Genomic DNA, 25182 nt, shown 5'->3' with positions numbered 1-25182 from the left:
GAGCAGGCTCGCTCCCACAGGGACTTGCAGCTGCCTTACTTTTTGGCGGCAGCCTTGACGCTACGCTGGCGCAGCGCCTCGAACAGGCACACACCGGTCGCGACCGAGACGTTGAGGCTGCTGACGCTGCCGGCCATCGGCAGCTTGACCAGGTAGTCGCAATGTTCGCGGGTCAGGCGACGCATGCCCTTGCCTTCGGCGCCCATGATCAGGATCGTCGGGCCGGTAAGGTCCTGTTGGTACAGGTCCTGCTCGGCCTCGCCCGCCGTGCCGACCACCCACAAGCCACGCTGCTGGAGTTTTTCCAGGGTGCGCGCCAGGTTGGTCACGGCCACCAGCGGAATCACTTCCGCGGCGCCACAGGCGACCTTACGTACGGCCGGTGTCAAGGTTGCCGACTTGTCCTTGGGCACGATTACCGCCAGTGCCCCGGCCGCATCCGCCGAACGCAGGCAGGCGCCGAGGTTGTGAGGATCGGTCACGCCGTCCAGCACCAGCAGCAAAGGCGCGCCTTCGGTACGATCGAGCAGCTCTTCGAGCATCGCCTCGCCCCAGACCTGGCTCGGGCTGACCTCGGCCACGACGCCCTGGTGCACGCCTTCGACCCAAGCGTCCATCTCGCGCCGCTCGGCCTGACCGACCGCCACGCGATTTTCGTTGGCCAGTTCGACCAGGGTCTGGACCCGGGGCTCACTGCGGCTTTCCGCCAGCCAGATCTGCTTGACCCGCTTAGGGTGATGACGCAACAGCGCTTCCACGGCATGCACGCCGTAGATCTTTTCCAACTGACTCATGACTTGGCCTTGGGTTTACGGGCACCGCCACTTTTAGCCGGGGCCGAGCCCGCTTTCGACGGGCCTTTACGGTGTTTGCTCGGTTTGCTGCTGGCGCTTTCGGGGGCCGACCGACCGGTCTTGCCTCCCGGCGCGGCTTTGCCACCTTTCTTGGCTTCGGCCAGCAACGCCTGCTTCATTTCACGACTCTTGCGCACTTCGGCGTTTTTCGCCGCCGCATCGCTCGGACGATAGGCTTCGCCGGCTTTTTCCTTGGCCGGGCCGCGACGCCCGGATTTGGTCGAGGCCGGCTCGGCAGCGGTCTTGGCCGCAGGCGCAGGCGTTTCGGCACCGCGTTTCTTGCGACCGATCGGGGCCTCGATGGTTTTCTCGGCCATCTCGAAGTCGATCTTGCGCTCGTCGAGATCGACGCGCATCACCCGCACTTCGACGGTATCGCCAAGACGGAAGCTGCGCCCGGTGCGCTCGCCCGCCAGGCGGTGGTGCACAGGGTCGAAGTGGTAGTAATCACCCGGCAGCGCGGTGACATGCACCAGGCCTTCGACGTAGATATCGGTCAGCTCGACGAACAGACCGAAACCGGTCACGGCGGTGATCACGCCAGGGAACGACTCACCCACACGATCCTTCATATACTCGCACTTGAGCCAGTTCACCACGTCGCGAGTCGCTTCGTCGGCACGACGTTCGCTCATCGAGCACTGCTCACCGAGCTGCTCCAGCGCCGCTTCGTCGTACGGATAGATGCGCGCCTTGGGAATGGTCATCGCACCGGCACGCTTGACGTGCGGGGTGTTCATCTTCGAATGGATCACGCTGCGGATCGCCCGGTGCGTGAGCAGGTCGGGGTAGCGGCGGATCGGCGAAGTGAAGTGGGTATAGGCCTCGTAATTCAGGCCGAAGTGGCCCTGGTTATCGGCGCTGTACACCGCCTGGCTCAACGAACGCAGCATGACGGTCTGGATCAGGTGGAAATCCGGACGATCCTTGATGCTGGCCAGCAATGCCTGGTAATCCTTGGGCGATGGACCTTCCTTGCCCTTGTGCAGGGACAGGCCGAGCTCACCGAGGAAGGCCCGGAGTTTTTCCAGGCGCTCCGGCGGCGGACCGTCGTGGACCCGGTACAGTGCAGGGATTTCATGCTTTTTCAGGAACTCAGCGGTAGCGACGTTGGCCGCCAGCATGCATTCCTCGATCAATTTGTGCGCATCGTTGCGCACGGTCGGACGGATTTCGGCGATCTTGCGCTCGGAACCGAAGACGATCCGGGTTTCCTGGGTCTCGAAATCGATGGCGCCACGCACATGACGCGCGCCCAGCAACACCTTGTACAACGCATAGAGCTGCTTGAGGTCCGGCAGCACCTCGTTGTACTCCCCGCGCAGCTTGCGCGACTCGGCGAGCTTCGGCGTTTCCAGCATCGCGCTGACCTTGTTGTAGGTCAGGCGGGCGTGGGAATGGATCACCGCTTCGTAGAAGCAGTAGTCGGTCATCTCGCCGGACTTGGAGATGGTCATCTCGCAAACCATGGCCAAGCGATCGACATGCGGGTTGAGCGAGCACAGGCCGTTGGACAACTGCTCGGGCAGCATCGGCACAACGCGCTCGGGGAAGTACACCGAGTTGCCACGCACCTGGGCTTCGGCATCCAGCGCCGAACCGAGCTTCACGTAGCTGGAAACGTCGGCAATCGCGACGTACAGCTTCCAGCCGCCGGAGAACAGGCGCAGCTTGCCCGGCCGGGCTTCGCAATAGACCGCGTCGTCGAAGTCCCGCGCATCCTCACCGTCGATGGTGACGAACGGCAGGTGACGCAGGTCGATGCGCTTCTCTTTGTCCTTTTCTTCGACTTCCGGCTTGAGCTTGGCGGCTTCTTTCAGGACCGCCTCAGGCCAGACGTGGGGAATGTCATAGGTACGCAGGGCAACGTCGATCTCCATGCCCGGCGCCATGTAGTTGCCGACCACTTCCACCACATCGCCTTGCGGCTGGAAGCGCGGGGTGGGCCAGTGGGTGATCTTCACCTCGACGAACTGACCGACCTTGGCGTTGGCGTTGCGGCCCGGGGTGACCAGCACTTCCTGCTGGATCTTCGGATTGTCCGCGACGACAAAGCCGATGCCGCCCTCTTCAAAGTAACGGCCGACGATGCTTTCGTGGGCACGGGACACCACTTCGACAATCACGCCTTCACGGCGACCGCGGCGGTCCAGGCCGGACACGCGGGCCAGGGCACGATCACCGTCGAACACCTGGCGCATCTGCGCCGGGCTCATGAACAGGTCATCGCTGCCGTCATCGGGAATCAGGAAACCAAAGCCATCACGGTGACCGGCGATACGCCCCAGGATCAGGTCGAGCTTGTCCACCGGCGCGTAGGTTCCGCGCCGGGTGTAGATCAGTTGAGCATCGCGCTCCATGGCACGCAGGCGGCGGCGCAGGGCTTCGAGCTGGTCTTCGGTCGTCAGCCCGAACTCTTCGACCAGCTCTTCACGGCTGGCAGGCGAACCTCGATCGGCGAGATGCGCCAGGATCAGTTCGCGGCTGGGAATAGGGTTTTCATATTTTTCCGCTTCACGAGCGGCCTCGGGATCGAGGGACTGCCAATCGGCCATTAGAGAGTTTTCACCTTGTCTATATGCGGGTTAGTTTGGCATAGGCGTAATGAAACGGGAAATTTCAGGCATCCGAAGCCTTTCTAAAGGTCTTTTACCCTGCTCTTCAAGCGAAGAAAGGTACCGCTGGTGAAATTTACCGTTTTTTTTATCAAGAGGGGTTTACAGTTAAAAACACGCTCCGTATAGTGCGCGCCATCGACGACGCACACACGTTGCCGATACTGCCCAGATGGTGAAATTGGTAGACACGCCAGCTTCAGGTGCTGGTGACCGCAAGGTCGTGGAAGTTCGAGTCTTCTTCTGGGCACCAATTTCGAGCGACAGATCAACGATCTGCCAGTCTCTCCAAAAACCCGCGAAAGCGGGTTTTTGCATTTCTATCCTCCTGAAATCCGCTTTCACAATTACTAAAACAAAAACAGGGGTTTACAGATCAAAACGCGCTCCGTATAGTGCGCCACATCAACAGCGGCAACGCTGAAGATGCTGCCCAGATGGTGAAATTGGTAGACACGCCAGCTTCAGGTGCTGGTGACCGCAAGGTCGTGGAAGTTCGAGTCTTCTTCTGGGCACCAATTCAAGCTTCAAGACATGGTCTTGAATCTCACAGAAACCCGCGAAAGCGGGTTTTTGCGTTTTTGGCTGGGCAAACTCCAAAAGCGCTAGGCCGTAGGGTATGGGTCGGCTGTCGGGCCGCCATCGCGAGCAGGCTCGCTCCCACAGGGGGATTGAGGTACACCCGAAAGAGCCAGGCCGGCTGTAAGGCCGCCTTCGCGAGCAAGCTCGCTCCCACAATGGAATTGGCGCACACCTGAAAGAGTCAGGCCGGCTGTAAGGCCGCCTCGCGGTGGACGTTGATTTCGGCGCCCCGTTAACCACGATGGCCGAACGCAGGTATTGCGTAGTGGGCATCCCGGCATGGATGCCGGGATAGCCGCGCTGGGCCATGGATGGCCCTTCGCGGCGGGCCCACGGAGCAATGCCTTCGTTCGGGCACACCGAGCCTAAGCGAGGTGCCGAGTGGTGGGGCAAAAGCGTTTTGCTTACTTTTGCGCTGTTCAAAAGTGAGCCGCTGTAAGAGCGGAACCTTAAGTGGCCGTTACCGAAGGAATGGATATGTACTCGCTCCCACAAGGGGACCGGATCAAGCCCTGAACTGCCCCAGACTCGCCTTCAACTGCGCCGCCAGACTATCGAGCACCTTGCCGCTGGCCGTCGTCTCGACCACAGCCTGGGCCGCTTTCTCGGCCTGGACGTGAATGGTCTCGACCCGCCCACGCACCGCCTGCGCCCCCTGGGCCTGATGAGCCGCCGCCTGAGTCGCCAAGCCAATGGCCGCATGCACTTGCTCTACGGAAGCCTGCACCGACTGCTGCAAACGAGCACTGTCGCGCAGCACCAGCAGCCCTTCACTGGCCTGCCGCCCCGCCTGGCCGATCGCGGCCACCGCCTCGCGAGCCCCCTGCTGCAACGCCACAATATGGGCCTGGATGTCACCGGTCGAACTCTGGGTCTTGCTCGCCAGTGCCCGCACTTCGTCCGCCACCACCGCAAAACCACGCCCGGTTTCCCCAGCCCGCGCCGCTTCGATGGCCGCGTTCAGGGCCAGCAGGTTGGTCTGCTCGGCAATGCCATGAATCACCGTCAGCACCACTTCGATCTGCTCACTCTGCTGCGCCAGTCGCTCGATCACCTTCGCCCCGGTGTCCACCTGCCCGGCCAGCGCCTCGATCAAACCACTGACCTTGGCCGAAGTACGCGTATTTTCATCCGTAGCCTGGCGAATCTCCACCACCTGCTGCAAGGCCGCCTGCATCGCCTGACTTTCCGACTGCGCCTCGTCAGCCATTTGCGACAGCGCGCGCAAGCTCTCGGCCACCTCATCACGCTGCATCCCGGCCGCCGCATCGGCGCCGGAGTTGCGCAAGGTCATTGCACCGATTTCCACGCCGGTGCGCTGGGCAACATCCCCCGCCTCGCGCACGATGGGTTGCAACTTATCCACAAAGCGATTGACCGCCGAGGCCATGTCGCCGATTTCATCCTTGCTGTTGATTTGCACACGCTTGGTCAGATCACCCTCGCCCGCTGCCAGATCATTCATGGCCACGATCAGCAACTTCAAGCGATTGACCACCCGACGCCCCAGCACCACGGCCAACAACAGCAGTACGCCGAAGCCCACCAGCGCCAGGCCGAAGCCAATTCGCCAGCGCAAGGTACTTGCCGCTTCCTGTACCGTGCTGGACGTATTGGTCTGCATCTGCGTAGCCGTGGCCTGTGCCGACTGCAAGCGGCCGCGCATCGCGGTGGCACTGTCGGCGGCGGCACCCTTGAGGCTGTCACCGACCAGTTGATCACTGCTGGCGATCAAGGCGGAAAAGCGCTGATCCAGCGCCTTCAGATCGGACTCCACCGAAGCGGTGGAGACCCCCATCAGCACCTTGCCGATTTCCACGCCATTGGGATTGATCGACGCCTCGAGGTAGTACACCGACGGATCGGTCTTCGCCGCGTCCAGCACCTTGTCCAGCGCCCGCTCGCCCTTGCCCTTTTCCAGCAGGGCCTTGTTGATCGCGTTTTCCCGGTTCAAATAGCGGGTCAGGTGCTCGCCGTTGGCATCGTCATAGATGACGAACAACACGTTGGGATTGCGCTGGGCCCGACGGGCGAATTCGGAGAGCGTCGGTATGTCGCTGTCCCACATGGCGCGGGGGGCGACGGAAGCCAGGAGCTGCGCCATATCATTGGCGGAGTCCTTGAGCGCTTTTTCCAGCGTCGTCCGCAGCTGCGACTGCTCATCTTTCAGGCGCGTGGATAAGCCGGCGTTCAATCGCTGACGGGTATTGGCGGACAAACTGTCCAGGCTCGAGGTGACCTCACGCCCGGCCTGCTCCAGTTCACCGGAGAGCTTCTGGCTGTCAGCACCCAGACGCGTGCCCAGATCGGTTTCAAGCGCCGTGACCGTGCTTCGGGTCAGCGCAACCGCCACCAGCACCTGCACCAAAAGGGCGATACCAAGGGTAACGAACACGGGCCGCAGTAAACGGCTTTGTAACAGTGAGAGAACGGCCGACACAGGAAATCCCTCTACGAACGCCATTAAATTGATGGCACTCGTCAAGATGTGCCAGTAATGGAGTTGCATAGCAAGTGTTGTGCCGTCGGCAGGCATAAACGAAAAAGGACCCAAATGAGGGTCCTTTGTCTTTTACATCAGCAAGTTATCAGCCGAATGGGTGACGCAGAACGATGGTTTCGTTGCGGTCCGGCCCCGTCGAAATAATGTCGATCGGCGCACCGACCAACTCTTCGAGGCGCTTGATGTAGTTGCGGGCCGCCGCAGGCAGCTCTTCCAGGGTCTTGGCGCCCACGGTCGATTCGGTCCAGCCCGGCATCTGCTCGTACACCGGCTCCAGGCCGATGTAGCTGTCAGCGTCGGTCGGTGCGTCGATGACCGCGCCGTCCTGGTTCTTGTAGCCCACGCAGATGTTGATGGTTTCCAGGCCGTCCAGTACGTCCAGCTTAGTCAGGCACAGACCCGAGATACTGTTGACGTCAATGGCGCGACGCAGGATGACGGCATCGAACCAGCCGCAACGACGGGCACGGCCGGTGGTAGCGCCGAATTCGTGACCACGCTTGGCCAGGAAGGCACCGACGTCGTCGAACAGCTCGGTCGGGAACGGACCCGAGCCAACGCGGGTGGTGTAGGCCTTGGTGATGCCCAGGATGTAGTCCACGTACATCGGACCGAAGCCTGAACCCGTGGCGATGCCGCCGGCGGTGGTGTTGGAGCTGGTGACGTACGGATAGGTGCCGTGGTCGATGTCCAGCAGCGAACCCTGGGCGCCTTCGAACATGATGTCCTTGCCAGCGCGACGCAGCTCGTGCAGCTCGGCGGTGACGTCGAGCATCATCGGCTTGAGCAGCTCGGCGTATTCCATGCACTCGTCCAGGGTCTTCTGGAAGTCGATGGCCGGTTCTTTGTAGTAATTGACCAGGACGAAGTTGTGGTAGTCCAGCAACTCGCCCAGCTTGGCGGCGAAACGCTCGCGGTGGAACAGATCACCGATGCGCAGGCCACGACGGGCGACCTTGTCTTCGTAGGCCGGGCCGATGCCACGACCGGTGGTGCCGATCTTCATCTCGCCACGGGCCTTTTCACGGGCCTGGTCCAGCGCAACGTGGTAGGACAGGATCAGCGGGCAGGACGGGCTGATACGCAGGCGCTCGCGCACCGGTACACCTTTCTCTTCCAGCTTGACGATTTCCCGCAGCAGGGCGTCGGGGGCAACCACGACACCGTTACCGATCAGGCACTGCACGCCTTCGCGCAGCACGCCCGACGGAATCAGGTGCAGAACGGTTTTTTCACCGTCGATCACCAACGTGTGACCGGCGTTGTGGCCACCCTGGTAGCGCACTACGGCGGCAGCATGTTCGGTCAGCAGATCAACGATCTTGCCTTTGCCCTCATCACCCCATTGGGTGCCCAGGACTACGACATTCTTACCCATAACACTTGTCCTCATTCGCGCAAACTTGGTGCCGGCCGCAGCCGACAGGAAAACTCAAGAAGCCAGCGGCAATACTTGCCAAAGCCCGTTCTGCTGAATCAATTGCCGGTCGCAGTCCGCTTCACGGGCGGCGGCCAAAGGCTGCCCAGGCAAGGCCTGGACGACACGCTGGCCTTCACTGCGCAACTGGCAGACAGCTTGCCAGAGTGCCGCATCCGTACTGTCAGGCATCCAGATACCGCCGGACGGTAGCTCGATTTCAGCACGCCCCAGGGTTACCAGGGTTTTCAGATCGGTCGAGAAACCGGTCGCCGGACGGGCGCGACCGAAGTCGGCACCGATATCGTCGTAGCGACCGCCCTGGGCGATGGACTGGCCCACGCCCGGCACGAACACGGCGAACACCACGCCGGTGTGATAGTGGTACCCGCGCAACTCGCCCAGGTCGAAATACAACGGCAACTCGGGGAAACGCACCGACAGCCGCTCGGCGATCGCCAGCAGATCGTCCAGAGCCGCCAATACGGGCGCCGGCGCATGGGCCAGGCGCTCACGCGCCGCCGTCAGCACCTCACGGCCGCCGCACAGGTCTACCAGCGCCCGCAGCATGTCGGACAGATCGGCCGGCAAGCCTTCGGTCAAGCTGATGACTTCATCGATGGCCTTGCGCTGCAAGGCATCGAACAACTGTTGCTCCACTTCACCGGACAGACCGGCCGCACGGGCCAGGCCGCGATAGATGCCGACATGGCCCAGGTCCATGTGGACATCCGGTACATCAGCCAGTTGCAGCATGGCCAGCATCAGGCTGATGACTTCCACATCGCTGCTCGGGCTGGCATCGCCGTACAACTCGGCACCCAGCTGGATCGGGCTGCGCGAAGACGACAGGGCACGCGGTTGGGCGTGCAGCACACTGCCGGCATAGCACAGGCGACTTGGACCTTCACGGCGCAGGGTATGGGCGTCGATACGCGCTACCTGGGGCGTGATGTCGGCACGAAAGCCCATCTGCCGGCCCGACTGCGGATCGACAACCTTGAAGGTGCGCAGATCCAGATCCTGGCCCGCGCCGGTCAGCAGGGATTCCAGGTACTCGATATGCGGGGTGACGACAAACTCGTAACCCCAGCTCTGGAACAGATCCAACACCTGCCGACGCGCTACTTCGATACGCGCAGCTTCCGGTGGCAGTACTTCTTCGATGCCATCTGGCAGCAGCCAGCGGTCTACCGTTGCCATTACGCCATTCCCCTATGGTCCGGGCGGCCAGCCTCCGGGCCGGCCTTGAGTGAAGCAGAAAATGCCTGGGCCTTGCGCGCTGCCTGGGCAAAAAACGCGCAAGAGCGACGTGACGAATGGCCCTGAACCGGCCTCGTCCGCACTTTCCTCGAAAAACCTGTCGAGTCGTTCAACCCGACGCCTGCAACCAAAACCGCAATCGAACGTGCAGACGCAAAAAAGCCGGGAATTTCCCGGCTGCCGCATCATACACCCGTTTTTCCAAAGGATCACCCCGCCAGACGTTTTAGCCGCCGGGCGGAGTGTCTCAGGTCAACGCTGCATCAAGGCTTGGCCTTTTCCAGGTAGCGGAAAAAGTCGCTGCTCGGGTCCAGGACCATTACGTCGGATTTGTGCGCGAAGCTTTCACGGTAGGCATGCAGGCTACGGTAGAACGCATAGAACTCCTGATCCTGACCGTAGGCCTTGGCATAGATCGCCGCGGCCTGGGCATCGCCGTCACCGCGAACCTCTTCCGATTCACGATAGGCTTCTGCCAGCAACACGCGACGTTGACGATCGGCGTCGGCACGGATGCCTTCGGCCAGCTCGTTACCCTTCGCACGATGCTCGCGGGCTTCACGCTCGCGCTCGGTGCTCATCCGCTCGAATACGCTGCGGTTCACTTCCTTCGGCAGATCGATGGCCTTGACCCGGACATCGACCACTTCAATACCCAGTTCCTTTTCCGCCATGGCGTTCAGCGAACGGGTAATGTCGGCCATGAGCGCATCACGCTCACCGGAAACCACTTCATGCAGGGTGCGCTTGCCGAACTGGTCGCGCAGGCCCGATTCCAGGCGCCGGGACAGACGTTCGTCAGCAATCTGCTTGAGACCCGAAGTCGCCGTGTAGAAACGCTCGGCATCCTTCACGCGCCACTTGGCATAGGCATCGACCATGACCGCTTTCTTTTCCAGCGTCAGGAAGCGTTGCGTCGGTGCATCCAGGGTCATCAGGCGGGCGTCGAACTTACGCACCTTGTTGACGTAAGGCACTTTCACATGCAGCCCTGGCTGGACATCCGTCTCGACCACGCGACCGAATTGCAGCAACACTGCACGCTCGGTCTGGGACACGATGTAGAAGCAGTTCCAGGCAGCGATCGCCACGACGACGCCGACAATAAGGGCGATCAGCGATTTATTGCTCATCAGCGACTCTCCCTGGTACGTGCTTGCTGTTGCTGCTCCGCCGCGGCGCGAGCATTCGCTTCATTGCTGGCGGCTGCCGTGCTGCTGGTCGCAGGGGTGCTGGTGTTGCGACCGCTCTCGACCATCTTGTCCAGCGGCAGGTACAGCAGATTGCTCTGGCCATTCTTGTTGCCGGTCACGAGGACCTTGCTGGTGTTGCTGAAGACTTCCTGCATGGTGTCCAGGTACAGACGCTCACGGGTCACCTCAGGGGCCTTGCGATACTCGACCACCAGCTTGGTGAAGCGATCGGCCTCACCCTTGGCACGGGAAACCACTTCGTCGCGGTAACCGTTGGCATCCTCGATGATGCGCTGGGCTTGACCACGGGCTTCCGGCACGACGCCGTTGGCATAGGTTTCGGCCTGGTTGCGCGAACGCTGCTCGTCTTCACGGGCGCGGATCACGTCGTCGAAGGCTTCCTGGACTTCACGCGGCGCCGCGGCGCTCTGCACGTTGACCTGGGTGACGGTGATACCGGTGCGATAGGTGTCGAGGAAGCGCTGCAGGCGCTCCTTGATTTCGCTGGCCATCAGCTCACGACCTTCGGTCAGCACCTGGTCCATGGCGGTGGAACCCACCACATGGCGCAATGCACTCTCGGTGGCATGCTGCAGGCTGACTTCCGGCTGGTCGACGTTCAGTACGAAGTCCTGCAGGTTGGTGATCTTGTACTGCACGGTCAGCGGTACTTCGACGATGTTCTCGTCTTCCGTGAGCATCTGGCCCTGCTTGGTGTAGGCACGCTCACGCGTGACGTTTTCCATGTACTTCTGATCGATCGGCGGGAAATAGATGTTCAGGCCCGGGCCGACGGTTTCATAGTACTTGCCGAAGCGCAGCACCACGGCTTGCTCCTGCTCGTCCACGACATACACCGCGCTGTACAGCCAGACAGCCGCGAGCACGACCAGACCGATGCCGAGCAGGCCGAAACCGCCGCCCTTGCCCGGACGACCACTGCCGTCATCACCGCGTTTCCTACCACCACCGAACAAACCGTTCAGGCTTTCCTGCAGCTTGCGGAAGGCCTCGTCGAGATCCGGTGGCCCCTTGCGGTCGCCGTTGTTACGACGCTTGCCGCCCCAGGGATCCTGGTTATTCGAGTTGCCACCCGGCTCATTCCAAGCCATAGCGCTCTCCATCTGATAAAGCAAAGACGCACCCACGGCGCGCCGGCCAATGCTACAGAATGCCTGACACAGCTTTCTCAGGCTTTTATTGCAAAGTGTGTTGCTCGATGAACTCCACCGGTTTCAGCCCTTCACGACTGACCAACCGGTTCAGCTCCGACCGCGGCAGGCGAACCGCCAGCAGGCAGGTGCCTTCTTCGTCGTGTTCTTCTTTTTGCACCGCTCCCAGCTCGAAGAACTGGGCACGCAGGCGGGCGAACCGTTGCGGCAGCTTCAAGGTGCCGACAAACAGGTCGCTACCCAACAGTTCCGCCACGGCCTGCTCGAGCAGTTCGAGGCCGGTACCGTCCCGGGCCGACAACCAGACCCGCTGCGGCTTGCCATCGGCATCGCGCTGGATCTGCGGCTCCACGCCTTCGAGCAAATCGAGTTTGTTGTATACCTCCAGGATCGGCAAGTCCTGGGCACCGATCTCACCGAGCACCACCATGACCTGCTCGATCTGCAGCATCCGGTCCGGCTCGGCGGCATCGATCACATGCAGCAGCAGGTCGGAGTTGCTCGACTCTTCGAGCGTAGCCCGGAAAGCCTCGACCAGTTTGTGCGGCAGGTGCCGGATGAAGCCCACGGTGTCGGCCAGTACGATCGGCCCGAGGTCGTCCAGGTCGAGCCGGCGCAGGGTCGGGTCGAGCGTGGCGAACAACTGGTCGGCGGCGTAGACGTCCGATTGGGTCACGTTATTGAACAGCGTCGATTTGCCGGCGTTGGTATAGCCCACCAGGGAAACCGTCGGGATGTCCGCGCGCTTGCGGCCGCGTCGCGACTGCTCGCGCTGGCTGCGGACCTTTTCCAGGCGCCCCTTGATCTGGCGCAGGCGAATCCGCAACAGGCGCCGGTCGGTTTCCAGCTGGGTTTCACCCGGACCGCGCAGGCCGATACCGCCTTTCTGCCGCTCAAGGTGCGTCCAGCCGCGAACCAGCCGCGTGCTCATATGCTCGAGCTGGGCCAGCTCGACCTGGAGCTTGCCTTCATGGGTACGGGCGCGCTGGGCGAAGATATCGAGGATCAGGCCCGTACGGTCGATCACGCGACACTCGAATACGCGTTCGAGGTTGCGTTCCTGACTGGGCGTGAGGATGTGATTGAAGATCACCAGATCGGCTTCTTCGGTCTTGACCAGGTCGCGCAACTCCTCGACCTTGCCGCTGCCGATCAGGAATTTGGCGGTTGGCCGATGACGCGGCACGTTGAAAAACGCGACGGTCTCGGCGCCGGCCGAAAGTGCCAACTCCTGAAACTCCTGCGGGTCTTCGCGCGCCTCAGGGTCCTGTCCATCCAGATGAACGAGAATGGCCCGTTCACCACCACCGTGGCGCTCAAAGAACAAAGGAGACTCCTATCAGGCGTTACCCGGTTCAGCGTCACCGCCTTCGGATTCGGTTGCGCTTGGCAGACGAATTGGACGAACCGGCACGACTGTCGAGATAGCGTGCTTGTAGACCATCTGGCTGACGGTGTTTTTCAGCAGGATGACGAACTGGTCGAAAGACTCGATCGTGCCTTGCAGTTTGATCCCGTTGACCAGATAGATGGACACCCCGACTTTCTCTTTACGTAAAGTGTTCAAGTAAGGGTCTTGTAGCGAATGCCCTTTTGACATGTGCCGCACTCCTTTAAGGATCAATAATAAAAATCGGAATCAGATGGCTTTGGCCGTCACACCCCCAAGGGTAGACGGCAATTGCAAGGACTCAGCTCAATATGGAGACGGTCCCAAGGTATTTCAAGGCGCGTGGCAGATTGTCGCAATCGAGACTGTCGAGCCAATGCAGGTCAGTCCAGCTACGCAGCCAGGTGAACTGGCGCTTCGCCAACTGGCGCGTGGCAATGACCCCACGCTCCTGCATCTCGGCTGACGTCAGCTTGCCGTCCAGATAATCCCAGACTTGTCGATAACCCACCGCACGTATAGACGGCAACCCGGCATGCAGGTCACTTCGCTCACGCAGGGCTACGACCTCGTCGATGAATCCCTGTTCCAACATCAATGTGAATCTTTGTTCAATTCGACGGTGCAGCACTTGCCGGTTCGCCGGGGCGATGGCCAGATTCGCGACAGTATAGGGTAATTGTTGCAGTCCCGAAGCGGCTGCTTCAGTACTTTGCGCAGATTGTCGCTGGCGCAGGGCCGTCATGCTCTGGCCGCTGACCCGATAAACCTCCAGGGCCCGGCTCAGCCGCTGCGGATCGTTGGGGTGGATACGTGCCGCCGACTCCGGGTCGATGACCGCCAATTGCGCGTGCAGGGCCTGCCAGCCGAGGCGCGCAGCCTCTTCTTCGATTTGCGCACGTACTTCGGGATCCGCCGCCGGCATGTCGGCCAGCCCATCGATCAGGGCCTTGTAATACAGCATCGTCCCGCCCACCAGCAGCGGAATCTTGCCCCGTGCGGTGATGTCGGCCATGGCCTGGAGGGCATCACGCCGGAAATCCGCCGCCGAGTAAGCTTCGGCCGGGTCCAGGATGTCGATCAGCCGGTGGGGAAATTCCGCCAGCAGCGCCTTCGACGGCTTGGCCGTGCCGATGTCCATGCCGCGGTAGACCAGTGCCGAATCGACGCTGATCAGCTCGCACGGCAGGACCTTGGTCAGTTCGATGGCCAGGTCGGTCTTGCCGGCGGCGGTCGGGCCCATCAGGAAAATCGCGGGGGGCAGCGGGCTCATCAGCGACCACGCAGGAACAGTTTGTCCAGGTCGTCCAGGCCCAATTGGGTCCAGGTCGGCCGGCCATGGTTGCATTGGCCACTGCGCTCGGTGTTTTCCATGTCCCGCAGCAAACCGTTCATTTCCGGCAGGGCCAGGCGCCGGTTCGCACGGATCGCGCCGTGGCAGGCCATGGTGCCGAGCAATTCGTTCAGGTGCGCCTGGATGCAGTCGCTGGTGCCGTATTCCATCAGGTCCGCCAGCACGTCGCTGACCAGTCGATTGGCCTCGGCCTGTTTCAGCAAGGCCGGGATCTGCCGGATCGCCAGGGTTTCCGGGCCCAGGCGCTGCAGTTCGAAGCCCAGGCGCTGGAACCAGCTCACGTGTTCTTCGGCACAATCGGCTTCGCGCTGGCTGACCGCCAGGGATTCAGGCACCAACAACGGCTGGCCGCTCAGGCCTTCGCTGGCCATGGCGATCTTCAGCCGCTCGTACATGATCCGCTCGTGGGCCGCGTGCATGTCCACCAGGACCAGGCCCTGGGCATTTTCCGCAAGGATATAGATGCCTTTGAGCTGCGCCAGCGCATAACCCAGGGGCGGGATATCGCCCTGGCCGTCGGGCAATGCTGCGGCCCCGGTTTCCGGCAAAGGCTTGAAGAACTCGCGATAGGCCGCCTGGGCCTCGGCCGCCGGCACGTTCGACTGCGGGCGCGGCGTGTACTGGTACTGATAGCCGCTGCCGGCACCCGCGCCAGGGCTGTTGTAAGTCGGCTGGGCCTGAGGCTGTTCGAGCAAGGCATTGGCCGCCAGGCTCATTTCGCCCTGTGGTCCGAACTCGCCGGCATCCAGCCCTGTCGGCCGAACCATGCCCGCCACCGCAGCCGGTGCCGCGAGCTGGTCTTCCGGACGCACGTCGCCCAAGGCGCGGTGCAAGGTGCCGTAGAGGAAATCGTGAACCATGCGCCCGTCCCGGAAGCGCACTTCATGCTTGGTCGGGTGCACGTTGACGTCCACCACCGCCGGATCGACTTCGAAAAACAACACGAAGGTCGGATGCCGGCCGTTGAACAACACGTCGCGATAGGCCTGGCGCACCGCATGGGCCACCAGCTTGTCGCGCACCGCCCGGCCATTCACGTAGAAATACTGCAAGTCCGCCTGGCTGCGGGAGAACGTCGGCAACCCGACCCAACCCCACAGGTGCAGGCCATTGCGCTCCACCTCGATGGGCAATGCCTGTTCCAGGAAACCCGCGCCGCACACCGCACCTACACGCCGGGCACGGGCCGCATCGTCACGGGCCTCGTGCAGGCTGAGGATGGTCTTGCCGTTGTGGCGCAAGTGGAACGCTACGTCAAAACGCGCCAGGGCCAGGCGCTTGATGACTTCCTGCAGATGATCGAATTCGGTCTTTTCGGCCTTGAGGAACTTGCGCCGGGCCGGGGTGTTGAAGAACAGGTCGCGCACTTCCACCGAAGTGCCCACCGGGTGGGCCGCGGGCTGGACGCGTGAGGCCATGTCCCGGCCTTCGGTCTCGACCTGCCAGGCCTGCTCGGCATCCCGGGTACGGGAGGTGAGCGTCAGGCGCGACACCGAACTGATGGAGGCCAGCGCTTCACCACGAAACCCCAGGCTCATGACCCGTTCGAGGTCCTCCAGGTCGCGGATCTTGCTGGTGGCGTGACGCGCCAGGGCCAGCGGCAGGTCGTCGGAAGAAATACCGCCACCGTCATCACGCACCCGCAGCAGCTTGACGCCACCCTGCTCGACATCCACATCGATGCGCTTGGCCCCGGAGTCGAGGCTGTTCTCCAGCAACTCCTTGATGACCGACGCCGGGCGCTCCACCACCTCACCGGCGGCGATCTGGTTCGCCAGCCGGGGGCTGAGCAACTCGATGCGGGCGTTGCTGCCAATCAGTTCATCGCTCATTGCTTGGACGCCACTTCGTTGCCGGGAATGGTCAGGGTCTGGCCGATCTTCAGCTCATCACTCTTGAGGTTGTTGGCGCTGCGCAGGGTCGCGGGCGACACCTGGTAACGCACGGCGATCATCGCCAGGGTTTCGCCGGCGCTGACCCGATGGTCCCGCGGCCCCTGGGCGATCTTGCCGGAATCACGCAGCCAGGCGATGTAGGTGCCCGGCGGTGGGTTCTGCTGGAAGAACTGGCGCACGCCACTGCTGATGGAACGGGCCAGTGCCTGCTGGTGGCTGGACGACGACAGCTTGGAGGCCTCGTTGGAGTTGGAGATGAAGCCGGTTTCCACCAGGATCGACGGGATGTCCGGGGACTTGAGCACCATGAACCCGGCCTGTTCGACGCGCTGTTTGTGCAGGGGCGTGACGCGGCCAATGTTGCTCAAGACTTTCTGGCCGACGTTCAGGCTCGAGGTCAACGAGGCGGTCATCGACAAATCGAGCAACACACCGGCCAGCATGCGGTCCTTGTCGTCGAGACTGACGTTGCCGGCACCGCCGATCAGGTCGGAACGGTTTTCGCTGTCGGCCAGCCAGCGGGCGGTCTCGGAAGTCGCGCCCCGGTCGGACAAAGCAAACACCGAGGCGCCGAAGGCCGCCGCCGAAGGGGCTGCGTCGGCGTGGATGGAAACGAACAGGTCGGCGCCTTTCTTGCGGGCGATTTCGGTACGGCCACGCAATGGAATGAAATAGTCGCCGGTACGGGTCAGTTCGGCACGGAAGCCTTTCATGCCATTGATCTGGCGCTGCAGCTCGCGGGCGATGGACAGCACCACGTCTTTTTCATGCTGGCCGCGCGAACCGGAGGCACCCGGGTCTTCGCCGCCGTGACCGGCGTCGATCACCACAATGATGTCGCGCTTGCCGGCCGGAGCCGGTGGCAGCTTGATCGCAGGCTCGGTCGGCGTGACCGGCACCGCCGGTACCGTGGCGACATTGGTCGGCGCCGGTGGGGGTGGCGCGGCGTCGGCCGGGTTGTCGAACAGGTCCACCACCAGCCGGTTGCCGTACTGGGCATTCGGGGCCAGGGTGAAACTTTTCGGAGTCACGGCTTTTTTCAGGTCGATGACCACCCGCAGGTCGGTCGGCGTACGCTGGGCCGACCGCATCGCGGTAATCGGCGTGTTGGCAGTGGCCACGTTCAGTGGCGCGCCAAGGGATGCGCCATTGATGTCGATCACCAGGCGATCCGGGGCCGTCAGGGTGAATACGCTGTGCTGCACCGGCCCTGTCAGGTCGAACACCAGCCGAGTGTTGTCCGGCGCTCGCCAGAGGCGAACGCTGTTGACCTTTGTCTCAGCCACAGCATCGACGGCCAGTGCCGTAAGCAACAGTCCTACGACAGCAACCACCGCGCGAAAGCGCATACCAAACCCCATCATCAATTAGTTTTCCAGTGCCAACGCGGCACACCACGACTCGCCTCGCGAGCCTTGCGGCGTCAGTTTCAGCGAACGCCCGCCGTTCTGCGCGCCAATGGTAATGGTCAGGTCAGGCTTTGGCAAAAAGCCTGCACCCTTGTCGGGCCATTCGATCAGGCACAAGGCGTCATCTTCGAAATAATCGCGAATGCCGAGAAATTCCAGCTCTTCGGGGTCCACCAGTCGGTACAGGTCAAAATGGAAGGCGCGAATGTCGCCGACCTCATAGGGCTCGACCAAGGTGAACGTAGGGCTTTTTACCGCACCGACGTGTCCGAGGCCGCGAATGATGCCCCTGGACAGCGTGGTTTTCCCCGCACCGAGGTCGCCCACGAGAAAAACCAGGCCATGGCCCGCCGTGATGCGCGCAATGCGGGCACCCAATTCCGTCATGGCTTGTTCGTCAGCCACGTACAGGGTTACTTCAGACAAGGTGATTGCTCCTCCAACAACTGACGAATGGCCGGGATCAGGTCAGTCGCCGCCAGCCCCCGGCCCGACCGGCCGGCTTGCGCACCGGCATTGGCGTGCAGCCAGACGGCCAGGCACGCGGCCTCGAAGCCCGCCAGCCCCTGGGCGAGCAAGGCGCCGATCACCCCGGCCAGCACATCCCCCAGACCAGCGGTGGCCATGGCCGGATGGCCCTGACTGCAAATAGCCAGGCGACCGTCCGGGCTGGCAATCAGACTGCCAGCGCCCTTGAGAATCACCGTGGCTGTGTATTTTTTGCTCAATGCATGAACCGCTGCCGGACGATCAGCCTGCACCTGGGCCGTGGAGATCCCCAAAAGCCGCGCGGCCTCGCCCGGGTGCGGGGTGATCACGCAATCTTCGGGCAGGCTGACCGCACCGGCACTCAGCAGATTCAGCGCATCGGCGTCCCACACCTGTGGCAACGGCGCATTGGCCGCCGCCGACAGCAAGCTGCGGCCCCACGCCGCCTGGCCCAACCCCGGCCCGACCACCAACACATCGGCTTGCTCGAGCAAACCCATCAACTGGTTCGCCGAATGGGTGCCCTGCACCATGACCTCTGGCAAACGGGTCAGCGCAGCGCCGACATGCTCGCTGCGGGTCGCCATGGAAACCATGCCCGCGCCGCAACGCAGGGCGCTTTCGGCGCTCATCTGAATAGCGCCGCCAAACCCCCGGTCGCCGCCGATCAACAGGACGTGCCCGAAGGAGCCTTTGTGGGAAGTAGGCACGCGAGGCGTCAGACGCGGCAGATTATGGGGTGAGAGCAGTCGGGCACTGACCGGCGCCGCTTCAACGAGGTCCGGATCGGCGTGGAGGTCGTTGAATACCAACTCACCGACCCGGTCCGCCGCATCGCCAGTGAACAGGCCGAGCTTCAAACCAATAAAAGTTACGGTCAGGTCAGCAGACACCGCCGTGCCCAGCACCCGACCGGTATCGGCACACAGCCCGGAGGGGATATCCACCGCGGCGACCGGAAGGCCACTGACGTTGATCGTGTCGATAGCCCGGACATAAGGCTCGCGCACCTCGCCACTCAAGCCCGTACCGAGCAATGCATCCAGCAGCACGCCACGCAATTCGGACTCGTCCGACCACGGCTCCACCGGCACACCCACCGCGACAGCCTCGGCGTGGGCGTTGGCGGCGTCACCCTGCAGACGGCGGGGCTCCCCCACCGTCAGGACCCGCACCGACCAGCCTCCACGCCGGGCCAGGGTCGCCACCAGGTAACCGTCGCCGGCGTTGTTGCCGTGGCCGGCGAGCACGGTCAGTTCGCCAGCATCCGGCCAGCGCCGGACGATCGCTCGCCAGGTGGCGCGGGCCGCTCGCTGCATCAATTCGAAGCCGGTGGTGCCTGCCGCAATCAGCTGTGCGTCAAGGGCCCGGACCTGCGCGGCACTGTACAGCGCGTCGGGAAAATCATCTTTAGTGTGCGGCATGCGTCTTCGGGCTCCGATGTCTGGCAGAATTATACGCATCTCAGCTCCGGTTTCTCTCGCCTCATGCCTGCCATTCCCACCGATCTCCCCGCCCTCGCCCAATCCATCAAGGACTGGGGCCGCGAGCTGGGTTTCCAGCAAGTCGGCATCAGCGGACTGGACCTTGGCGAGCATGAGCAACACCTGCAGCGCTGGCTCGATGCGGGCTACCACGGTGAAATGGACTACATGGGCGCCCACGGCAGCAAGCGCTCGCACCCCGAGGAACTGGTGCCGGGCACGCTGCGGGTGGTGTCCCTGCGCATGGACTACCTGCCGGGCGACACGCACATGGCGCAGATGCTCGGCCAACCGGAAAAAGCCTACGTCTCGCGTTATGCGTTGGGCCGCGATTACCACAAATTGATCCGTAAACGCGTGCAGCAACTGGCAGAAAAAATCCAGGCGGTCATCGGCCCCTTCGGCTACCGCGCCTTCGTCGACAGCGCACCGGTCCTGGAGAAAGCCATCGCCGAACAGGCCGGCCTCGGCTGGATCGGCAAGAACACCCTGGTGCTGAACCGCAAGGCCGGCAGCTACTTCTTCCTGAGCGAGCTGTTTGTCGACCTGCCATTGCCGGTGGACCCGCCCCACGCCAGCGAACATTGTGGAAAATGCACCGCGTGCCTGGACATCTGTCCGACCAATGCTTTCATCGGCCCCTACGTACTGGACGCCCGCCGCTGCATTTCCTACCTGACCATCGAGCTGAAAAGCGCCATCCCTGAAGAACTGCGCCCGTTGATCGGCAACCGGGTGTTCGGTTGTGATGACTGTCAGATCGTCTGTCCGTGGAACCGTTTCGCCCGGCCGTCCGGAGAAAACGATTTCAAGCCACGCCACAACCTGGACAATGCCGGGCTGGCCGAACTGTTCCTGTGGGACGAGGAAACCTTTCTCAAGAGCACCGAAGGCTCGCCGCTGCGCCGTGCGGGCTATGAACGCTGGCTGCGCAACCTGGCGGTAGGCCTGGGCAATGCGCCATCAACGATTCCAGTGATGCAGGCCCTGGAAGCACGGCGCGATCACCCCTCGGACCTGGTGCGCGAGCATGTGGAATGGGCGCTGCGCCAGCACGCTGAACGTCAGATCTCGTCGTTATAGACGAACTTCGGCATTTCCCAGTGAAAGCGGATCGCCAGGAGCCGCAGCAGGAAACCGCCGAACAAGGTGATGAGCACCGCCTGTTCACTCGGTAATTGCAGATAAACGCAGAGTAGATAGCACCATGCGGCGGCAAACGAGACGCTGGCATATAACTCGCGACGGAAGATCAGCGGAATATCGTTACAGAAGATATCCCGCAGGATGCCGCCGAACACCCCGGTAATGACCCCGCTGACCGACGCCACCAACATGCCATGGCCCATTTCCAGGGCCGTCATGCAGCCGATCAGCGTGAACGCCACCAGGCCCACGGCGTCGAGCACCAGGAACATCGAGCGCAGATGGCGCATCCAGCGCGCCAGGAACACCGTCAGCATCGCCGCTGCAGTGGTCAGCACCAGGTACTCCGGGTGCTTGACCCAGGTGAGCGGGTAGTGACCGAGCAGCACGTCACGCACCGAACCGCCGCCCAGGGCCGTGACGCAGGCGATCAGCACCACGCCGAACCAGTCCATGCCCCGCCGCCCGGCGGACAGGGCGCCGGTCATGGCTTCGGCGGTGATGGCGATCAGATAGAGCATCAGCAACATTGACGACGATCCTTGCAGGAGAACGCACCCGTAGGAGCTGTCGAGCGAAGCGAGGCTGCGATCTTTTGATCTTGATCTTCCGGACATTCGCTCACGACGTAATTGTCAGGGAAAAGATCGCAGCCTCGCTTCGCTCGGCAGCTCCTACAGGGAGCCCTCAGAACTTGATGAAATGCTTGCGGTAGTGCTGCAGCTCGGCAATGGACTCGCGGATGTCGTCCAGGGCCAGGTGGCTGCCGCCCTTCTGGAAGCTGTCACGCACTTCGGGTGCCCAGCGGGCGGCCAGTTCCTTGAGGGTGGAGACGTCGAGGTTGCGGTAGTGGAAGTAGCTTTCCAGGGACTTCATGTGGGTATAGAGGAAGCGTCGGTCCTGGCAGATGCTGTTGCCGCAGATCGGCGACTTGCCCTTTGGCACCCACTGTTCCAGGAAGGCGATGGTCTGGGCCTCGGCCTCGGCCATGCTGATCTTGCTCTCGCGTACCCGCTGGGTCAGGCCCGAGCCGCCGTGCTGGCGGGTGTTCCAGTCGTCCATGCCGGCCAGGATCTCGTCGCTGTGGTGGATCGCGATCACCGGGCCTTCGGCCAGGGTGTTGAGGTCACTGTCGGTGACGATGGTGGCCATTTCGATGATGACGTCGGTGTCGGGGTTCAGACCGGTCATTTCCAGGTCGATCCAGATCAGGTTCTGCGGATTTTGCATAGGAAGGGCTCCTCGGAGTAGCTGCGCAGTTTAGCCTAGGCAAGCCTGCGGGCGTGCTAAACTCGCCGCCGTTTTACCTAATCGCTGCATTTTTAATACGGAACACCCATGGCCAAACGCCAACTCAATCGTCGTCAGAACTGGCGCATCGAAAAGATCCAGGGCGAGCGCGCTGCCCGCGCCGCCAAACGCGAGTCCAGTGCGGTGCAAGCCCTGGAAGGCGGCGACCTGGGTCCTGAACAGACCGGCCTGGTGATCGCGCACTTCGGTGTGCAGGTCGAGGTCGAGGCCCGTGAAGGCGAACTGGCCGGCCAGGTATTCCGTTGCCACCTGCGTGCAAACCTACCGGCGCTGGTCACTGGCGACCAGGTGGTCTGGCGGGCCGGCAACCAGGGCATTGGCGTGATCGTGGCACAGTTGCCGCGCCACACCGAGCTGTGTCGTCCGGACAGCCGGGGCCAGCTCAAGCCGGTGGCGGCCAACGTCGACATGATCGTCATCGTGTTCGCCCCGCTGCCCGAGCCCCACGCCAACCTGATCGACCGCTACCTGGTGGCGGCCGAACATGCCGGTATCCGACCGTTGCTGCTGCTTAACAAGTTCGACCTGATCGATGAGCAGAACGCCCCAGCGCTGAACGCCTTGCTGGCGGTCTATCGGCAACTGGGTTACCCGGTGCTGGAAGTCTCGGCCCACCACGGCAACGGCATGGAACAATTGCAACGGCAACTGGACGGGCGCATCAGCGTGTTCGTCGGCCAGTCCGGCGTCGGCAAGTCGTCGCTGGTCAACAGCCTGCTGCCGGAGGTCGAAACCCGCGTCGGGCCGTTGTCCGAGCTGTCCGGCCAAGGCACCCACACCACAACCACCGCACGGTTGTTCCACTTCCCTGGCGGCGGTGAGCTGATCGACTCGCCGGGCATCCGTGAGTTCGGCCTGGGCCATGTCAGCCGGGCCGATGTGGAAGCCGGGTTCATCGAGTTCAACGACCTGATCGGCACCTGCCGCTTCCGCGACTGCAAGCACGACCGCGAACCCGGCTGCGCCTTGCTCAAGGCACTGGAAGAAGGCCGCGTGCAGCAGCAACGGATGAACAGCTATCGCTCGATCATCGCCAGCTTGCCGGAAAGCAGTTATTGATTGAAGTGAGTGTGAGCCGGATCCAGCTGAATCAAAAAAGCCGACAGTGATGTCGGCTTTTTTGTGGGTCACTGCGCAGGCGTTCCCGGCGGTTTCGGCGCGGCGTCGTCGAACAGGTTCAGACGCTCGCGCAACTCATGGGCCGGTACGGGTTGCTGATCGGCCGGCAAGGCGTTCGGATCAACCGCAGCACCCGGCGTCTGCGCTGGTGTTTCGCCCGGGGCGCCGTGGCCCTGGGTCGCGTCGGGTGCCGGATCGTCGGTCTGCGAACCTTCGATGGCCTTCTGGGCCTTCTTGGTCAACACCACGATATCGATACGCCGGTTGACCGGGTTGAACGGATCCTTGCGGTCGAACAACGCCGACGAGGCATACCCGACCACCCGCGCCACCTGCTCGTCCGGATAACTGCCGGCCACCAGGGCACGACGTGCCGCGTTGGCGCGGTTGGCGGACAGTTCCCAGTTACCGAAGTCACCCTTGCCGACGTATGGCTTGGCATCGGTATGGCCACTGATGCTGATCTTGTTCGGCACCGCCTTGATGGTGTCGGCCATGGCCAGCAGGATGTCTTCGAAATAAGGTTTCAGGCGCGCACTGCCGGAATCGAACATCGGCCGGTTCTCGGCATCGGTGATCTGGATGCGCAAGCCGTTCGGCGTGATCTCGAACAGGATCTGGTCCTTGAATTTCTGTAGCTGCGGGTTCTCGTCGACCTTGTTCTGCAACTCCTGCAACAGCAGCTCGAGGCGTTCGCGCTCGACCTGCTCGGCCATGCCTTCGACCTGCTCGGAATCCACCGTCACCTTGTCAGGCTGCGGCTGGGACTTGACCTCGGGGTTGAGGGTATTTTCCGGTGCGAGGGTCGGCGAGCCGCCCAGGTCGATGATGTAGGGCGTGCCGCTTTCGGAGAAGCCGACCGGGTCCTTGAAGTAACCGGCGATGGCGATCTTCTGTTCCGGGGTCGCGGTGGACAGCAGCCACAGCACCAGGAAGAACGCCATCATCGCCGTCGCGAAGTCGGCGAAGGCGATTTTCCAGGCGCCCCCGTGGTGTCCAGCAGCTATGCGCTTGACACGCTTGATGATGATCGGCTGGTTGTTCTCCATGGCTTAACGACCGCGAACCGCTTGTTCCAACTCGGCAAAGCTTGGACGGTGCGCCGGGTACAGGACCTTGCGACCGAACTCCACGGCCAGCGAAGGCGGCATGCCCGAAGCCGAGGCCACCAGGGAGGCCTTGATGGCCTCGTAGGTGTTGAGTTCTTCCTTGGCATCATGGGCCAGGGAATGGGCCAGCGGACCGAAGAAACCATACGCCGCCAGGATACCGAAGAAGGTACCGACCAGTGCCGCGCCCACGTGCAGGCCGATGGACTTCTGGTCGCCATCGCCCAGGGAAGCCATGGTCACCACGATACCCAGTACCGCCGCGACGATACCGAAGCCGGGCATGGCGTCGGCGATGCCGGTCACGGCGTGGGACGGATGCTCGAGGTCTTCCTTGAGGCTGTACAGTTCCATGTCGAACAGGCCTTCGAGCTCATGAGGGGCCATGTTGCCGGACGACATGATACGCAGGTAATCGCAGATGAACGCCGTCATGCGGGCGTCCTTGAGCACCGCGGGGTACTTGGCGAAGATCGGGCTGGCGGCGGCGTCTTCGATATCACCCTCGATCGCCATCATGCCTTCGCGGCGGCTCTTGTTGAGGATCTCGTAGATCAGCCCCAGCACCTCGAGATAGAAGGTGTGGCTGAAGCGCGAACTGAACATGCCCAGGGACTTCTTGAGCACGTGCATCGTCATGTAGCCGGGGTTGGCCTGCAGGAATGCGCCAAGGGCCGCACCACCGATGATCATCACCTCGAAGGGTTGGATCAGGGCGGCAATCTTGCCATGGGAGAGCACGTATCCGCCGAGCACGCTCGCGAACACGACAATGATGCCGATAATTTTAGCCATAGATTGAAAGTACTTATTTAAGTCGGGTTCAAGGTCATATTCGGAAGCTGGAAAATCTCTTCTTCTACTTATCGGCAAAACT

At 62.4% G+C, this 25182-nt stretch carries 20 protein-coding genes, 2 tRNA genes and 1 pseudogene; 4 read left to right on the top strand and 19 right to left on the bottom strand.

Annotated elements, in window-relative coordinates:
- Nucleotides 1-35 precede the first annotated feature (35 nt).
- Both rlmB and rnr read right to left on the bottom strand, forming a co-directional pair.
- Complete coding sequence (gene rlmB / locus LOY67_RS02765) at nucleotides 36-794, bottom strand: 23S rRNA (guanosine(2251)-2'-O)-methyltransferase RlmB (protein ID WP_041024061.1); 759 nt, start codon at nucleotides 792-794, stop codon at nucleotides 36-38.
- A complete protein-coding gene (gene rnr / locus LOY67_RS02760; protein WP_265065845.1) occupies nucleotides 791-3409 on the bottom strand; it encodes a ribonuclease R in 2619 nt (872 codons plus the stop codon). Before rnr ends, rlmB begins: the two co-directional genes overlap by 4 nt.
- Nucleotides 3410-3635: 226 nt before the next feature.
- On the opposite strand from rnr, the gene LOY67_RS02755 reads away from it, so the two are divergent.
- Together LOY67_RS02755 and LOY67_RS02750 are read left to right on the top strand one after the other, a co-directional pair.
- A tRNA-Leu gene (locus LOY67_RS02755) sits at nucleotides 3636-3722 on the top strand.
- A 178-nt stretch (nucleotides 3723-3900) separates the two neighbouring features.
- Nucleotides 3901-3987, top strand: a tRNA-Leu gene (locus LOY67_RS02750).
- Nucleotides 3988-4556: 569 nt separating this feature from the next.
- On the opposite strand, the gene LOY67_RS28390 is transcribed toward LOY67_RS02750, so the two are convergent.
- The 13 genes and pseudogenes from LOY67_RS28390 to LOY67_RS02690 all read right to left on the bottom strand — a co-directional run bounded on the left by LOY67_RS28390 (nucleotide 4557) and on the right by LOY67_RS02690 (nucleotide 19560).
- The gene (locus tag LOY67_RS28390; RefSeq protein WP_370444537.1) at nucleotides 4557-5261 is read right to left on the bottom strand and encodes a methyl-accepting chemotaxis protein; all 705 of its coding nucleotides are present in this window, start codon (nucleotides 5259-5261) and stop codon (nucleotides 4557-4559) included.
- Nucleotides 5262-5462: 201 nt separating this feature from the next.
- Nucleotides 5463-5516: pseudogene (locus LOY67_RS28385) on the bottom strand (hypothetical protein); the annotation flags it as partial.
- Between the two features lie 1123 nt (nucleotides 5517-6639).
- Nucleotides 6640-7932, bottom strand: a complete 1293-nt coding sequence (locus LOY67_RS02740) for an adenylosuccinate synthase (protein ID WP_047700344.1) — start codon at nucleotides 7930-7932, stop codon at nucleotides 6640-6642.
- 54 nt (nucleotides 7933-7986) lie between these two features.
- Nucleotides 7987-9174, bottom strand: a complete 1188-nt coding sequence (locus LOY67_RS02735; RefSeq protein ID WP_265065843.1) for an ATP phosphoribosyltransferase regulatory subunit — start codon at nucleotides 9172-9174, stop codon at nucleotides 7987-7989.
- A 323-nt stretch (nucleotides 9175-9497) separates the two neighbouring features.
- On the bottom strand, nucleotides 9498-10367 hold the full coding sequence (gene hflC, locus LOY67_RS02730; RefSeq protein ID WP_265065842.1) for a protease modulator HflC: 870 nt from the start codon (nucleotides 10365-10367) through the stop codon (nucleotides 9498-9500).
- A complete protein-coding gene (hflK, locus tag LOY67_RS02725) occupies nucleotides 10367-11539 on the bottom strand; it encodes an FtsH protease activity modulator HflK (RefSeq protein WP_265065841.1) in 1173 nt (390 codons plus the stop codon). The genes hflC and hflK overlap by 1 nt, the downstream gene beginning before the upstream one ends.
- 85 nt (nucleotides 11540-11624) lie before the next feature.
- Nucleotides 11625-12926 (bottom strand): ribosome rescue GTPase HflX, encoded by a 1302-nt coding sequence (gene hflX, locus LOY67_RS02720; RefSeq protein WP_265065840.1) that lies wholly within the window; start codon nucleotides 12924-12926, stop codon nucleotides 11625-11627.
- A 12-nt stretch (nucleotides 12927-12938) separates the two neighbouring features.
- A complete protein-coding gene (gene hfq / locus LOY67_RS02715) occupies nucleotides 12939-13199 on the bottom strand; it encodes an RNA chaperone Hfq (RefSeq protein ID WP_003186419.1) in 261 nt (86 codons plus the stop codon).
- A 91-nt stretch (nucleotides 13200-13290) separates the two neighbouring features.
- Nucleotides 13291-14262 (bottom strand): tRNA (adenosine(37)-N6)-dimethylallyltransferase MiaA, encoded by a 972-nt coding sequence (miaA, locus tag LOY67_RS02710; RefSeq protein ID WP_265065839.1) that lies wholly within the window; start codon nucleotides 14260-14262, stop codon nucleotides 13291-13293.
- Complete coding sequence (mutL, locus tag LOY67_RS02705) at nucleotides 14262-16175, bottom strand: DNA mismatch repair endonuclease MutL (RefSeq protein ID WP_265065838.1); 1914 nt, start codon at nucleotides 16173-16175, stop codon at nucleotides 14262-14264. The genes miaA and mutL overlap by 1 nt, the downstream gene beginning before the upstream one ends.
- On the bottom strand, nucleotides 16172-17602 hold the full coding sequence (locus LOY67_RS02700) for an N-acetylmuramoyl-L-alanine amidase (RefSeq protein WP_320110003.1): 1431 nt from the start codon (nucleotides 17600-17602) through the stop codon (nucleotides 16172-16174). The genes mutL and LOY67_RS02700 overlap by 4 nt, the downstream gene beginning before the upstream one ends.
- A 3-nt stretch (nucleotides 17603-17605) precedes the next feature.
- Nucleotides 17606-18073, bottom strand: a complete 468-nt coding sequence (tsaE, locus tag LOY67_RS02695; protein ID WP_265065837.1) for a tRNA (adenosine(37)-N6)-threonylcarbamoyltransferase complex ATPase subunit type 1 TsaE — start codon at nucleotides 18071-18073, stop codon at nucleotides 17606-17608.
- Entirely contained in the window at nucleotides 18061-19560 is a 1500-nt protein-coding gene (locus LOY67_RS02690) for an NAD(P)H-hydrate dehydratase (RefSeq protein ID WP_265065836.1), read from the bottom strand. Before LOY67_RS02690 ends, tsaE begins: the two co-directional genes overlap by 13 nt.
- Before the next feature lie 63 nt (nucleotides 19561-19623).
- Here LOY67_RS02690 and queG point away from each other — a divergent pair, with 63 nt between their 5' ends.
- Complete coding sequence (queG, locus tag LOY67_RS02685) at nucleotides 19624-20703, top strand: tRNA epoxyqueuosine(34) reductase QueG (protein WP_265065835.1); 1080 nt, start codon at nucleotides 19624-19626, stop codon at nucleotides 20701-20703.
- Here the strand turns inward: queG and LOY67_RS02680 are convergent.
- Nucleotides 20685-21296 carry a trimeric intracellular cation channel family protein gene (locus LOY67_RS02680; protein ID WP_265065834.1) on the bottom strand — a complete coding sequence of 204 codons (612 nt, stop codon included), beginning with the start codon at nucleotides 21294-21296 and terminating at the stop codon, nucleotides 20685-20687. The genes queG and LOY67_RS02680 overlap by 19 nt on opposite strands.
- Before the next feature lie 157 nt (nucleotides 21297-21453).
- Nucleotides 21454-21996 (bottom strand): oligoribonuclease, encoded by a 543-nt coding sequence (orn, locus tag LOY67_RS02675; RefSeq protein WP_265065833.1) that lies wholly within the window; start codon nucleotides 21994-21996, stop codon nucleotides 21454-21456.
- A 108-nt stretch (nucleotides 21997-22104) separates the two neighbouring features.
- Between orn and rsgA the strand changes: the two genes are divergently transcribed.
- Nucleotides 22105-23136, top strand: a complete 1032-nt coding sequence (gene rsgA, locus LOY67_RS02670; RefSeq protein WP_265065832.1) for a small ribosomal subunit biogenesis GTPase RsgA — start codon at nucleotides 22105-22107, stop codon at nucleotides 23134-23136.
- Nucleotides 23137-23204: 68 nt separating this feature from the next.
- On the opposite strand, the gene motB is transcribed toward rsgA, so the two are convergent.
- On the bottom strand, nucleotides 23205-24245 hold the full coding sequence (motB, locus tag LOY67_RS02665; protein WP_265065831.1) for a flagellar motor protein MotB: 1041 nt from the start codon (nucleotides 24243-24245) through the stop codon (nucleotides 23205-23207).
- 3 nt (nucleotides 24246-24248) lie between these two features.
- Complete coding sequence (motA, locus tag LOY67_RS02660; protein WP_024780812.1) at nucleotides 24249-25100, bottom strand: flagellar motor stator protein MotA; 852 nt, start codon at nucleotides 25098-25100, stop codon at nucleotides 24249-24251.
- Nucleotides 25101-25182: the final 82 nt, after the last annotated feature.

Source organism: Pseudomonas sp. B21-056 (assembly GCF_026016325.1).
In the GTDB taxonomy this organism is placed as follows: domain Bacteria; phylum Pseudomonadota; class Gammaproteobacteria; order Pseudomonadales; family Pseudomonadaceae; genus Aquipseudomonas.
This window is presented reverse-complemented; position numbering and strand designations above follow the sequence as displayed.